The sequence below is a fragment of the uncultured Sphaerochaeta sp. genome (genome assembly GCF_963676625.2).
GTDB lineage: Bacteria > Spirochaetota > Spirochaetia > Sphaerochaetales > Sphaerochaetaceae > Sphaerochaeta.
Genome location: NZ_CAXXYB010000002.1, coordinates 67,523 through 81,060, shown reverse-complemented (window position 1 = coordinate 81,060; position 13,538 = coordinate 67,523). Strand labels below are relative to the sequence as shown.

Below are 13,538 nucleotides of genomic sequence, written 5' to 3'. Positions count from 1 at the left end.
GCCACTTAGACTGATTCGGCTTAAAGGAAAAAGGAAACTATCGGTATGGAAAATAAACGAGAAACGCTGAAAAGCAGACTCGGATTCATCCTATTGTCAGCAGGATGTGCGATTGGATTGGGAAACGTTTGGCGATTTCCCTATATAGCAGGGAAATACGGTGGTGCAGCTTTTGTGCTTATCTATCTATTGTTCCTCTTTATTCTCGGCTTGCCGATCATGATCATGGAATTTTCCATTGGAAGGGCCAGTAAACAGAATATCGGATTGGCCTTGAAAACCCTGGAACCCCCGAAAACAAAATGGCATCTCTATGGACCTGTTGCCATAATCGGAAACTATGTGCTGATGATGTTCTACACTACCATTTCAGGATGGCTTCTCGCATATTTCTTTCATACCCTCAAAGGAGATTTCCAAAATCTCGATACTGCAGGAGTTGCCAATAGCTTTACGCTCTTGCTCCAGAATCCCAAAGAAATGATATTCTGGATGGTGCTTTCCATCCTGCTAGGTTTTCTGCCTGTTGCAAAAGGGTTGCAAAACGGAGTCGAGAAAATCTCCAAATGGATTATGAGCGGATTGCTTGCCCTGATCCTTATCCTTGCCATCAACAGCCTGACGTTGAAAGGCGGTGCCTCAGGATTACGTTTTTACCTGTTGCCCGATTTTCATAGGATGCAACAGACAGGCCTTTTCGAAGCAGTCTATGCGGCAATGGGGCAAGCCTTCTTTACGTTGAGCATCGGAATAGGTTCCCTTTCGATCTTCGGATCCTATATTGGGAGGGACAAGACACTTACCGGGGAATCGGTCAGGGTAATTACCCTGGATACCTTTGTCGCCTTATGCAGCGGCCTTATAATTTTTCCCGCCTGTTCTGCCTTCGGGGTACAGCCCAATGCAGGACCCTCCTTGATTTTCGTAACACTTCCCAATATTTTCAATCAAATGGCAGGAGGAAGAATCTGGGGCTCCTTGTTCTTTGCCTTCATGAGTTTTGCTGCCCTGAGCACCTTGATCGCGGTTTTTGAGAATATCACCAGTTATTGGATTGATGCCCACCATACAAAACGAAAAAAGGCCTGCCTGTATAATGGACTGGCCATTGTACTGCTTTCACTCCCCTGCCTATTAGGCTTCAACCTCCTTTCCGCGATACAGCCATTGGGAGAAGGGACTACCATTCTCGATCTCGAGGATTTTTTGGTCAGCTCGACCTTGCTTCCCTTGGGTTCGTTGATATTCACTCTCTTTTGCTGCACGAAATATGGATGGGGTTGGAAAAACTTCACTGCCGAGGCCGATGCCGGAAGCGGGCTCAAAGTTCCCAAGGGTCTGAAGGTATATTTCCAATGGATTCTCCCTATCTTTATCCTTGTCTTGTTTGTTAAGGGATATTGGGATATATTCTTAGGATAGGTTCTTGTTGACAGAGATTCACTGAGTGCCTATAATTTCCTAGCTTTCAAGCATATATTTGGAGGGCTTTGTGGCCAAAGAAGAAGCAATAGAAGTGGAAGGTGTCGTTCGCGAAGCCCTTCCCAACACGATGTTCCGGGTGGAACTTCAGAATCAACATGTTATACTTGCCCATCTTTCGGGCAAAATGCGCAAGCACTACATCAGGATTGTTCCTGGCGATACTGTGCGCGTAGCGCTTTCCCCGTACGATCTTACCAAAGGACGTATTATTTACCGGGAACGGTAGGCGTTGCAAGGAAAAGGCCAACCCTTATGGATTGGCCTTTCTTGTGTCCTTATTCTATCATTTCGCTTTCAAGATAATCCAGATGGCCCCGCTTCCACCAAAACAAGCTTTCGGGCTGTAGGCCTCACGGACAACACCGCTGAGACGGATTTGCGACAACACGACCTCTTTCAATAAAGAAACCCCACTATCATTATGCAACCCCTTCCCGGGAATGATGCAAATCTTTTGCAACTTTTTCTCAGCCGAATCGTTGATAAACGTTGCACAGGCATTCTCTGCCTCGGTAACTATCATGCCATGCAAATCCAAGGTAGCCTGGGGTTCCATCGAACGCAATTTTGAGATTGCCTCCGATTCCTTCTGCATTCCCCGTTTCTCTTTTTTTGATTGTTCCAGGGCTTTTTGCTCATCAGAGACCTCGTTCCATTTCCGATAGGTATCGGCAAAGGACCAGGAAACATTACTGGGTTTTTCCAAGTCAGCTGCCTGTTTATCTTCAAGTGCCTGCCGAATATTCTCGGTACTTACGGCTACTTTGCTGGCCACTACGCTTTTCTTGACCGGTTCTTCCAGAATCTTTTTCTTCTTGGGTTTTATTCCATCGTACTGGTCCAGGATATCCGAAAAGGATTTTTGGGGAACATAGGATTTGCTTTTCTTCACAGGTTCCGTTTTCCTTTCGGAGGACTTCACTTTTACCCCTTCCCACTCGGCAAAGATATCGGCAAAGGATTTCTCCACCACGACTTTGCTTTCACTCTTCATGCGTTTTGTAACGCCGGAAAGTTCCCCTGTCGCTTCCCAATCGGAAAGGATATCCCCAAAATTGGCATGGGGGTCATACCCCACTACCTTGGGTTCCTTTCGTTCAGCAACGACTTTTTTAGGTGCAGGTTCCCTAAGCTTTTCAGGAACAACTCTATCAATATCCTTAAACGGCTGATATGCATCGTCATTGACAGGAAGACGGCTGTCACCAGCCGTCTTTTTAAGTGCAACCACTTTCTTTTTCTTGGCCATCTAGACCTCCCTGATATCCAAGAGCTGTGAAACGAAGGGTTTGACTATTTCGACAACCTTGCTCATCGGAGCTCCCTGGACCTTGATCGTACAAATTGCATTGGAAGGATCGGTGCCCATAAAGGTTCCGAACGTAATGATATCGATATTCTGCTCACTGAGAGCCTGGGAAATCTTGGCAATCGTGCCTGGTTTATCCTCTACCAGAAAGGAGAGACGCACGCCAAAATGACGAGCCCCGAATAATTCCAGCAAAATCTTGAACATATCGCTCTTACTGACGATTCCTACAAGAGTATCCCCTTCCATGACAGGAAGACATGAAAGATCCTGGTCTACCATCATGCGGGCAGCTTCCTCAACGGTAGTGTCCTTGGTGATGGTCACGACATTCTTGCTCATGAGTTTCTTTACCGTAAGCTTACTGAGCAGATAGGCCATTTCATGTATGGAAAGGCTACTCGCCGGTGAGGGTGAGGCATAGAGCAAATCCTTTTCACTGATTATTCCAACAAGCTTTTTATCCTTGTCGAGGACAGGAAGCCTATGGACTTTCTCTCTCTTCATCAAGGAGGAAGCCTCAGCTACAGACATATCGGGAGTGGCTGTAACAGGATTGCGAGTCATTCTTCTTTCGATAATCATTTGAATCTCCTAACTTCCAACAGCTATACTATACTGCAATGCAAGCCAATATTCCAGCAATTATTCACCGAGATAGGCAGCCCTGACCTTTTCGTTTGCAAGCAAGGCGGAAGATTTATCGTTGAGGACAATCTTTCCATTTTCCATTACATAGCCTTCAGTGGAAGCTTTCAAGGCCATACGGGCATTTTGCTCGACCAAGAAAACAGTTACGTTATCCTGTTTGTTGATCAAGTCAATCTTTCCGAAGATATCGGCGATTACCAATGGTGCCAGACCGAGTCCGGGCTCATCGAGCAAGATCATGCGAGGAGCACTCATCAAGGCCCGGGCAATTGCCATCATCTGCTGTTCACCACCGGAGAGGGAACGTGTCTTCTGTCTTCTTCTAGCTCCGAGGATCGGGAAAAAATCATACATGGATTCTTTTCTTTCGGCGATCAGTTTATCGTCGCGTACGAGAAAAGCTCCCATATCCAGATTTTCCTCTACGGTCATATCAGCAAACACCCTACGACCTTCGGGAACCAAGGCAATACCCCTGGAGACAATCACATCAGTGGTCATCAGTTTGTTTCTTTTCTTGCCTTTCCCTTCCAGAGTATTACGGGTCTTGCATATCTCTTCACCATCAAAGGTGATGGACCCATTTACCAAGGGTTCCTGTCCTACGATAGCTTTAAGGAGCGTACTCTTTCCACTGCCATTCGCCCCGATAAGACAGACAATATCCCCTTGGTTGACGTGCATGCTTACATTCTGCAGGGCCTTGATATTCCCGTACGAAACAGATATGTCATCTATACTCAGCAATTCACTCATTCTTCTTCCTTTCCGAGGTAGGCCTCGATGACACCGGGGTCATGCTTGATCTCTTGGGGAGTTCCCTGAGCAAGCTTCTGCCCGTAGTTAAGAACAGTAATGGTATCGCAGATGTTCATTACCAATTTCATATCGTGTTCTATCAATACCACCGTAATTCCCAGATCCCTGATCTTGCGAATCGTATTCATCAGATGATCGGTTTCCTGGGGGTTCATACCAGCAGCTGGTTCGTCAAGAAATAATAATTTTGGTTCAGTGGCCAAAGCCCGGGCAATTTCCAATTCCCTCTGATGCCCGTAGGGAAGATTCTTTGCCAATTCATTCTTCAAGGAGCCCATTTCAAAGAAATCCAGCCAGGAATCGGCTTTTTCGTAAATTTCTTCCTCTTCTTGCTTGAGATAGACATAGCTCTTTATTGCATTGAGGAACCGCCCATGGGTGGCATCCTTCCCTGTCTTGAAATGGCGACCTATCATGACATTCTCGACAACCGAGAGTTCCTTGAAAAGCCGGATATTCTGAAAGGTCCGGGCAATGCCCATCCTGCAGATCTTATGCGCAGGTGCCCCGGTGATATCCTTGTTATTGAAGTATACTTTTCCTGAGGTAGGAACATCCAGACCGGTCATGTTGTTGAACAGAGTTGTCTTTCCGGCACCGTTAGGACCAATGAGGCCCGTAATCAAACCAGATTCGACTTGAAAGTCCACTTTACTGACAGCAATGACACCGCCATAGGCCCTGGTAAGTGCTTCGGTTTCCAATATCGTCATTTGGAACCTCCCTTACTTTTTTTCCCTGCCCCATAGAAATGTTCTTCCCTTCCAAGAATTCCCTGTGGTCGCCAAATCATCATGACAACGAGGATCAGGCCAAACAGAATTTGCTTGAATTGAGGGGGAATGACACTGGTAAGTCCAGTAAGCTGGGGAAGATAACTGATCATCTGGATGATAAAAGCCCCTAAAATGGCTGCCTTGAAATTGCCCATGCCACCAAGAACCACCATACACAAGACTATGATGGAAACCATGAAGGTATAGGTTCCAGGAGTAACTGAGAGCGAGAAGGCAGCTTGCAAAGAGCCAGCGATACCTGCTACCGCAGCACCGAGTATAAAGGCATAGACCTTATATTTTGTTATATTGATTCCCATGGATTCAGCGGCGATCTCATCTTCACGCACAGCTGTCAGAGCCCTTCCCATCCGAGATCTTGCAAGGCGTTGGAACAAGAGATAGGCAATGACCACGAAGATGATGACCATGGCCAGAAAAGCCCATTTTCTATATGGGTTGATGGTAAATCCGAAAAGGTCGGGCATTGGAATTTTCTGGATACCCATAGGACCATTGGTCAAGGAATCCCAGTTATTGAGTATATTCCTGACGATTTCCCCGAATCCGAGGGTTGCAATGGCAAGATAGTCGCCTTTCAACCGCAAGGTCGGCAAGCCGATAACCAATCCAAAAAAAGCACTGAGGAGAGCGGCAACCGGCAAGGTAGCCCAGAAGGACCAACCTAAATGAGCCGAGAGGATTGCCGTGGCATAGCTTCCTATGGCAAAGAACCCAGCCTGACAAAGGGAGAGCATTCCACCATATCCGGTAATGACATTCTGCCCAATTGCCATGAGGGCATAGATTCCTGAGTAAATGAGGATAAGCAGGAAAAAGTTAAGCATATCAGACCTTCTCCTTTTCAGCTTTGCCGAACAAACCTTCTGGTTTGACCAGCAAAATAATGATAAGAACACCAAAGGCTATGGTATCTTTCAAGCCAGAGGGAATGCCAAAGACAGCCACTCCGAAAGTCTCCAAAAGACCAAGCAGGATACCACCGAACATAGCACCGGAAATATTACCGATACCACCGACTACGGCGGCGACAAAGGCTTTGAGTCCTGTCATGGTTCCCATGGTGGGATAAACTTTATAATCAAGGGCAATGAGAATACCGCCAGTGGCCGCCAAGGCGCTTCCAATGGCAAAGGTCAGACCGATTACCTGATCCACGTTGATTCCCATCAGCATAGCGGTATCCTGGTCCAGGCTGGTGGCTCGCATGGCTTTTCCCATCCTGGATTTATCGATGAACAGTTTCAAGGCAATCATCATGACCACCGAAACGACCAGGATCAGTATCTGGTGAGGGGTAATGACAACTCCATGGATATCTATGGGAGTATTATCAAACGGATAGTTGAACTTCCGGGATTGTGTCCCGAACATCCAGGCAGCACTATTGGAAAGGATGAATGATACACCGATTGCACTGAGCAAGGGAGCCAATCTTGTTGCCTTTCTCAAAGGTCTGTAGGCAATGCGTTCAATTGCCATACCAAGAAGGCCACAACTTGCCATACTGACGAGCATGGCTATGAAAAAAGCGATTACGGTCCATGTGCCTATGGGGGCACTTCCCCTGAGCCCATCAAAAACAAAGAGTCCTATATAGGCTCCAACCATGAGAATATCACCATGGGCGAAGTTAATGAATTTCAGAATGCCATACACCATTGTGTAGCCAAGCGCAATCAGTGCATAGATGCCACCAAGTGTCAGGCCATTCATCAAATGTTGGAAGAATTCAGCGATTCCCACGATGCGGCTCTCCTTACATGCAATACTGGATAGTACGATAACATAGAAAGACCGGTGTGAACAACACCGGTCCTTCCCCTTTTCTCCCTAACAAAAAGGAAATGAACAGGTTATTTGATTTCTACTAGTTTCCCGGAGACTACAGTGTAAGTCCCTTGATACTCAGGAGTTATCTTGTTTACTTTGTAGATTCCCTGGTAAGCGACCAAGTCACCGTTCGGGGCAAAATTGATGGTTCCGGTTACCCCTTGGTAGTCCTTGGTTGCAGCGACTGCATCACGAACTGCCTTGCGGTCGAACTTTCCGGTATCCTTGTAGACTTTGTCCAAAGCGGCAAGAACCAAGTTGGTGCCGTCAAAGGCATTGGTTGCAAAGGAATCAGGACCGATACCATACTTGGCAGTATAGTCGGCAACAAATTTTGCATAGGCAGCACTCTCGGCAACCTTGGCAGGTCCAACATAGATTACACCGTCAGTGAAGCCACCGGCGAGATTGTAGATCTCAGGATTGGAGAAACCATCACAAGACAAGAATGGGGTATCGATTCCGAGCTGGCGAGCCTGCTCAAGGATCTGTGCCATTTCAGCTGTGTAATCAGGAATATAGATTGCATCGGGCTTTGCAGCCTTGATGTTGGTCAACTGGGTCTTGAAATCCTTGTCACCGACCTGGCAAGCTTCGGCGAGGACGATTTTTCCACCGGCTGCCTCGAAATTGGCAGACATACCTTCATACAGGCCCTGGCTGTAATCATTCTTGGCATACAGGACGGCAAGATTTCGGTAACCGAGCTTCTCATAGAAATAATGACCGGCAACTTCGCCCTGCAGGCCATCGGAAACGACGGTTCTGAATACATAGTCACCAATCTTGGTGATGTCAGCGTGAGTGGCGGACGGGGTGATCATGAGAATCCCCTCATTCTGTACACGTTCACCGACAGCAAACGATACTCCGGTAAATACAGGCCCTACAAGGGCAGTGATTTTATCTGAGGAAGAGAGTTTTTCAATAGCGGAAAGACCCTTTTCAACACTTCCTTCAGTATCTTCGGTAATAAGGGTTACCGGGATTTTCCCTGCAACTCCACCCTTGGCATTGAATTGTTCAACAGCAAGTTTTACTGAATTATTGCAAAGGACACCATAGTTGGCGTAATCACCAGTCATTGGCCCCATGAAACCGATTTTCGGGCTGGAAACAGATTTCTCAGTTCCCCCTTGGGCAAACACCGGTGCGGCTACCAATGCAAACAGAGCAACTAAAGCCACAAATGCAAACAGGCGTTTCTTCATACTTCGGTACCTCCAAAATTGTACTAAAACACAGGAACGGATTTCCTGATTAAGTATAGGATTGTTTATACAATAACAAGTATATTTATGCAACATTTAGCCAATGCAAATCAAAACAAAATCGCTAAAAGCAGTTTTCTTACAAGATTTTCACCTTGTTGTCCCAAAATTCAAGGTAGCATCACTTTCTTCTCCGTTCCTATTTTACTTCATTGTTCCATATAGAACAGAAAGAATTCTCGGTCAGGAAAAATAAAAAGCATATCTCTTGCTTACTCAATTTACCAAAAATATCACAAGGTAAAAACTTCAGTTCCTTAATAATTTCAGAAAATACCTCTCAGAACATATAGTGCTTTTCACAAACTCAGTGATACAATTTGGCAGGAGAAATTTATGGCAGCAAAAAATACTATCATGCAAGAATTCAAGAAATTCATCACTCGGGGAAATGTAGTGGATCTGGCCGTCGGTATCATCATAGGCACGGCTTTTACTGCAATTGTCAATTCCTTGGTCAAGGATATTGTCATGCCATTTATCGGATGGATTCTCGGAGGTGTCAACTTTGCAGACCTGAAAGTGATCATTCACGCAGCTACTGCCGACACTGCTGAAGTTGCCCTGACCTATGGCAATTTCATCCAAAGGGTTGTCGATTTTTTGGTTATCGCCTTGGTAGTCTTCCTCTTTGTCCGAATCATTAATAAATTCAGGGAAAAAATGGACAGCAGGAAAAAGGTAGAGGAAGTAAAACAACCAGCTCCCGTAGTTCCCCAAGATATCATCTTGCTCAGTGAAATACGTGATTTATTGAAGAAGCAAAAATAACATGCAATATCCGTATGGAAAGAATGTCCTGGTTACCGGGGCAAGCTCAGGAATAGGGCTTGCTTCGTGCCAATTGCTCAGTAAGAATGGATTTACGGTCTGGGGTGTATCGCGTTCGGGAAAACCCAGGGAACAGATTATTGAATCGGAAACTATTCGGTTCTCTTCCATGGATGTTACCAACGAGGTTTCTGTACAGAACGCTGTGCAAACTATCTGGAAAGAGGCTGTCAGGGAGACGGGAAAAGGAATTTTCATCGTCTTGCATTGTGCTGGTATGGGAATCGGCGGACCGGCAGAGGATACCGAGCAGGAAAAAGCTGAGCAACAGGTAAATAGCAATTATTTTGGCGTCCTGCGGGTCAACAGGAATCTATTGCCCTTGATGAGAAGTCAAAAACACTCCTTGGTACTGGTGATAGGATCAATTGCGGGAAGAATCAGTATACCGTACCAAAGCCATTACAGTTCATCCAAGTTTGCCCTTGAAGCATATATTGAGGCCCTTCGGATGGAAGGAAGGCAATTCGGCATCCAGGCTACCATCATAGAGCCAGGAGATACCAAGACAAACTTCACGGCAAGCAGAAAGATGGCAGTCTCTCCTACTTCCCCCTACTTCGAACAAGCTAACAAGACAGTGGGCAAGATGGAAAGGGACGAAAACAATGGAGCCAGTCCCGATTCCGTTGCCAAGGTAGTATTGAAGCTGACAAGAAAGAAAAACCCACCCATACGAAAAGCCGTGGGCATTACCTATAAGCTCCTGCTCTTTCTCAAAAGAATCCTGCCTGACAAAGCAGTGGAGTTTATCTTGATGAAGATGTATCTGTAAAAAATGGAACAACGCCCTTACTGACACCAGAAAAAAGCAGGACCCAGAATGGGACGAGGAACAGATAAGATTAGGCTTATTACTGCTTTAGATGATATGATAACTGGGGATAACATACTGAAGGAAATCGTAGGATGGGTACATTGCCATCCATACGAGCTAAGACCCTTCGATAAAAATTGAAAAGCAAATTTTCCTTAAAAATCATTAATTCAATACTCACATAGTTAATGATCATTTCTAAAAAGGACTAATTGTTCTTAACTTAAAATCTTTCAAAATATCTATTCTATGGTCAAATTGTTGGATTGCTACCGAAGGATCAATATTTGCCAAATTCAGTTCTCGGAACTCAGCGATGGGGAAATCCACTGAATAGATATAATCATCTTCAATATTTCCCGTGGCTTTATTAATCCTCTGCGTAAATCCAGAAATGATTACTTTTTCAATTTTCGGAGAAGCTGAAAAAACTACCGAAGAAAAAAAGAAACTGAGACCCGTTACACTTTGTAAATAATCTTGGTTTCTTTCTTTCTCTGATTTTTCTTTGATTGAAATCTTCCCGTTGGTCAATTGCTTTGCCTTCTTGGTTGGAAAATCTTCAATTTCTGGCAAATCTATATCGAGCATTACAAGATTTCCATCATCTTTAACATTGAAAGATATGGAGAAATCTAAAGGAAGGCTGATCTGTGAAAACAATTCTGTAAGACGTGTTTCTATAAAGTCTTGTGAAGGTGCAAGAATTTCAATCATTCCTGATTTCCATCTGTTATAATCATTGAGAAGAGTTTTATTTTTTTCCTGTTCAATCCGATTCTGCTCCTTTTCATACTTGAGTCTCTCAGATTCCCATTCATTAATCTTTTTCTGATATCTATCTTCAAGTTTAGCGTCTACGTATGCATAGATTCTTTTCTTTTTAAAAAAAACTGCTTTTACTTTATTTACTGCTTCTTGGACGAGTTCACTTCTCATATCTTCTTTTTGTGGACAAGAAACTATAAACGGTACCTTTTGATAGGTTTGTGGTTTAGATGATAACAACTCAGCACGCATCAATTCCCAATTTGGCAATTCAATTGATTCTTTGGAAATTGAAGTCAAAACCTCTGATTTAAACTGAATTTCCTTGAGTAAATTCTCCCGTTCGTTCTGGAGACTATCTTTAAAGGTACCACTTTGTTTTATTTTCTTGATAATTGAATTATCTGTTATTTCGCGTCCAGCATGAGAAACAATAATTGATTCTTCTCCTGTTTCTTGATTTACTTCAATATGAACATTGTATTCAATTCCTGAGAAAGTATTTTGAAGTGTTTTGTTTGATAGCTTTGAAGAATTCCCCCAGTCGGCTATCTTCTGTCTTTGAGATAACCCAGTACCGGGAATTCCTAAATTTGAATAGACTCCTTTTGAATTAACAGATAGTTTTGCTCCCCGGGGTCCAACGGATAAGCCCAATCCAGATTTTGAGACATTGAGCCTTATCCCTTTTGCAATTTTAATCGACCTATGAAACCGATACCCCATTGTAAGACCTCCGTTGCAGCATTGATATTTATAAAACTCTCCCATAATGATATCATGAAAGGAATCCATGCGCAGTATTCATGTCCTGTTATAGTTTGAATTTTATTTTGTTGCAGAATTAATCGTAAGAAAATACTCAAGGAGCAGAAAATACCCATGAAATCAAGAATCTATGAAATAATGGAGAAAGCAAAATCAAGGGACATTCCAAGCCTGATTTTCGATTGGACACTGGTGACACTTATTTCCCTGAATGTGTTGTCAGTTATTCTGGAATCATTTTCAAGCCTTAAAAAACAATATGAACATTTCTTTAGCATTTTCGAACTAGTCTCTGTAGTGATATTTACAATTGAGTATTTTTTACGTATTTGGACTTCTAATCTGAAATATCCCCGAAAGACAAAAGTTCTCTCAGCTCTGGCCTTTATTTTCTCAGGTATGGCAATCATTGATTTGCTTTCTATTCTGCCATTTTACATTCCCCTGGCAACATCAATCGATCTAAGAGTACTCAGGGTACTCCGTCTTACCAGAATGCTTCGAATCCTCAAAATCGGCCGATATTCAGCTTCAATGGCCTTAATAGGACGGGTTTTGAAAAGAAGCAAATCAGATCTAATTGTTACCCTTTTTGTTACATTTCTATTGTTATTACTGGCATCCTCTCTCATGTATTATGTAGAAAATCCCGTGCAACCAGATAAGTTCCCCAATATCGTTGCTAGCGCATGGTGGACAATAGTTACATTGACCACTGTGGGGTACGGAGATGTATATCCAATAACTGTTCTCGGAAAAGTACTTGGGGGCATAATTGCTTTGTTGGGTATTGGACTGGTTGCTCTACCAACCGGTATTATCAGTTCAGGGTTTATGGAAGAAATCCGATTGAAAAATCAATCAACAACTACGAAAGATAAAGTATGCCCACACTGCGGGCTGCCTATTGGTGATAATTGAAATTCGTTGTTATCATAGCCATATATTTATCGAAAGCAAAAGAGTCTCTCTTTCCCCCAAAAATACCGAGGAAAAGAGCATACTGAGATAGGTGAAAATAAAATGTTACTTAGCCTAAAGATAATTCTTGATTGCAGTTAAAATCCCTTCTCGACTTTTATATATTTGGCTCACTTTCTCTATTTCAACTTTTGTCCCACTATTCACATCAAATACCATTAATGATAATTTTGTCTTTCTATAATACAGTCTTACAATTGGTTGCCGATTATTATCATCAAAAAGTATAGCACAATATGTTTTTGCATCTCGCATAACTATTCTATCTACATCAACAAGTTCCGCTGCAATTGCCTGAATAATCCTGAACGATTCTTTTTCCTCTTCAGTTGTTTCAATTCCATTTTCAGCTTCCTCAGCATTAATTACCTCTTGTAATGTTGAAACCTCTTCTGGAGAAACACCAGTTTTATTGCTTGCAAGAGCATTGTTTAATCTATCCTCAACTCTATCTGAGATATATTCATTAAGGGCCCTCTTAGTCTGTTCTTTAAACTTATCTAAGATTTGTTGGGTAAATCTGCCTTCATAGATGTTCTTTGAGAGAAGTTTTACCAACTCATCAGGAGTCTCCTCAAATACTCGTCCTATTTCAGCTTTTATTGCCCTACTATTCTTCAAGTTTGTTGCAGATCCTATGATTGTATCTAGATCAAACGTGGATTTTGCAAATTTTTTCAATTCTTCTACTTGCTTTGTTTGTTTATCCCCTGTATGTAAAAGCAGATTGAATTCAAAAAAGGGAATCTCATCCATAATATTTTGCTTTTTTATATCACTATAAAATAAATATCTGATACCATCAGTAAGTACGCCAAATCTTGCTGCAGTTGTTTGGAAATACCTAAATAATTGTGAAGCATATTTTATTTCTAATTCAGCCCCTATTGGTTTACATTCAATAAGAATGATTATTTTTTCATCTTTAAGAATTGCATAATCAACTTTCTCACCTTTCTTTCCAGGAGTATCAGAAATGAATTCAGGAACGACTTCTGAAGGATTGAAAACATCATAGCCTAAAGCTTGAATAAAAGGTAAAACACAAGCCGTCTTCGTTGCTTCTTCAGTATGAATCGAATCTCTCATTCTGTTTACTCGAATAGCTAGCTCCTCTAATTTGTCTTTCAAGTCCATAGCGCACTCCTTTATAAAAGATTTTATAATACCTTGAATTATACTTTTTTTATTATAGCATAAGTTATTAA

14 protein-coding genes are annotated in these 13,538 nt (G+C 42.9%); 5 read left to right on the top strand and 9 right to left on the bottom strand.

Going from position 1 to position 13,538, the window contains the following annotated elements; all coding sequences use genetic code 11:
• Window positions 1-45: 45 nt before the first annotated feature.
• Together ACHZBG_RS02065 and infA are read left to right on the top strand one after the other, a co-directional pair.
• Entirely contained in the window at window positions 46-1,422 is a 1,377-nt protein-coding gene (locus tag ACHZBG_RS02065) for a sodium-dependent transporter (protein WP_320127777.1), read from the top strand.
• A gap of 70 nt (window positions 1,423-1,492) precedes the next feature.
• Complete coding sequence (infA, locus tag ACHZBG_RS02060; RefSeq protein ID WP_013607767.1) at window positions 1,493-1,711, top strand: translation initiation factor IF-1; 219 nt, start codon at window positions 1,493-1,495, stop codon at window positions 1,709-1,711.
• A 57-nt stretch (window positions 1,712-1,768) separates the two neighbouring features.
• Here infA and ACHZBG_RS02055 read toward each other — a convergent pair whose 3' ends face one another.
• From ACHZBG_RS02055 to ACHZBG_RS02025, 7 genes are all read right to left on the bottom strand, one after another.
• The gene (locus ACHZBG_RS02055; protein WP_320127776.1) at window positions 1,769-2,734 is read right to left on the bottom strand and encodes a Smr/MutS family protein; all 966 of its coding nucleotides are present in this window, start codon (window positions 2,732-2,734) and stop codon (window positions 1,769-1,771) included.
• Entirely contained in the window at window positions 2,735-3,379 is a 645-nt protein-coding gene (locus tag ACHZBG_RS02050; RefSeq protein WP_320127775.1) for a CBS and ACT domain-containing protein, read from the bottom strand.
• 60 nt (window positions 3,380-3,439) lie between these two features.
• Window positions 3,440-4,201, bottom strand: a complete 762-nt coding sequence (locus tag ACHZBG_RS02045; RefSeq protein WP_320127774.1) for an ABC transporter ATP-binding protein — start codon at window positions 4,199-4,201, stop codon at window positions 3,440-3,442.
• Window positions 4,198-4,977: an ABC transporter ATP-binding protein gene (locus ACHZBG_RS02040; protein WP_320127773.1), complete on the bottom strand. Its 780-nt coding sequence runs from the start codon at window positions 4,975-4,977 to the stop codon at window positions 4,198-4,200. Before ACHZBG_RS02040 ends, ACHZBG_RS02045 begins: the two co-directional genes overlap by 4 nt.
• Window positions 4,974-5,888, bottom strand: coding sequence for a branched-chain amino acid ABC transporter permease (locus ACHZBG_RS02035; RefSeq protein ID WP_320127772.1), 915 nt, complete (start codon window positions 5,886-5,888; stop codon window positions 4,974-4,976). Before ACHZBG_RS02035 ends, ACHZBG_RS02040 begins: the two co-directional genes overlap by 4 nt.
• 1 nt (window position 5,889) lies before the next feature.
• Entirely contained in the window at window positions 5,890-6,807 is a 918-nt protein-coding gene (locus ACHZBG_RS02030) for a branched-chain amino acid ABC transporter permease (RefSeq protein WP_320127771.1), read from the bottom strand.
• A 110-nt stretch (window positions 6,808-6,917) separates the two neighbouring features.
• Entirely contained in the window at window positions 6,918-8,105 is a 1,188-nt protein-coding gene (locus ACHZBG_RS02025; protein ID WP_320127770.1) for an ABC transporter substrate-binding protein, read from the bottom strand.
• Window positions 8,106-8,501: 396 nt separating this feature from the next.
• Between ACHZBG_RS02025 and mscL the strand changes: the two genes are divergently transcribed.
• Together mscL and ACHZBG_RS02015 are read left to right on the top strand one after the other, a co-directional pair.
• On the top strand, window positions 8,502-8,936 hold the full coding sequence (gene mscL / locus ACHZBG_RS02020; protein ID WP_320127769.1) for a large-conductance mechanosensitive channel protein MscL: 435 nt from the start codon (window positions 8,502-8,504) through the stop codon (window positions 8,934-8,936).
• A 1-nt stretch (window position 8,937) separates the two neighbouring features.
• Window positions 8,938-9,771 (top strand): SDR family oxidoreductase, encoded by an 834-nt coding sequence (locus ACHZBG_RS02015; protein WP_320127768.1) that lies wholly within the window; start codon window positions 8,938-8,940, stop codon window positions 9,769-9,771.
• A 240-nt stretch (window positions 9,772-10,011) separates the two neighbouring features.
• Here ACHZBG_RS02015 and ACHZBG_RS02010 read toward each other — a convergent pair whose 3' ends face one another.
• Window positions 10,012-11,307: a DUF4236 domain-containing protein gene (locus tag ACHZBG_RS02010; protein ID WP_320127767.1), complete on the bottom strand. Its 1,296-nt coding sequence runs from the start codon at window positions 11,305-11,307 to the stop codon at window positions 10,012-10,014.
• A 156-nt stretch (window positions 11,308-11,463) separates the two neighbouring features.
• Between ACHZBG_RS02010 and ACHZBG_RS02005 the strand changes: the two genes are divergently transcribed.
• Complete coding sequence (locus ACHZBG_RS02005; RefSeq protein ID WP_320127766.1) at window positions 11,464-12,270, top strand: ion transporter; 807 nt, start codon at window positions 11,464-11,466, stop codon at window positions 12,268-12,270.
• Window positions 12,271-12,384: 114 nt separating this feature from the next.
• On the opposite strand, the gene ACHZBG_RS02000 is transcribed toward ACHZBG_RS02005, so the two are convergent.
• Window positions 12,385-13,467 carry a type I restriction endonuclease gene (locus tag ACHZBG_RS02000; protein WP_320127765.1) on the bottom strand — a complete coding sequence of 361 codons (1,083 nt, stop codon included), beginning with the start codon at window positions 13,465-13,467 and terminating at the stop codon, window positions 12,385-12,387.
• Between the last annotated feature and the right edge of the window lie 71 nt (window positions 13,468-13,538).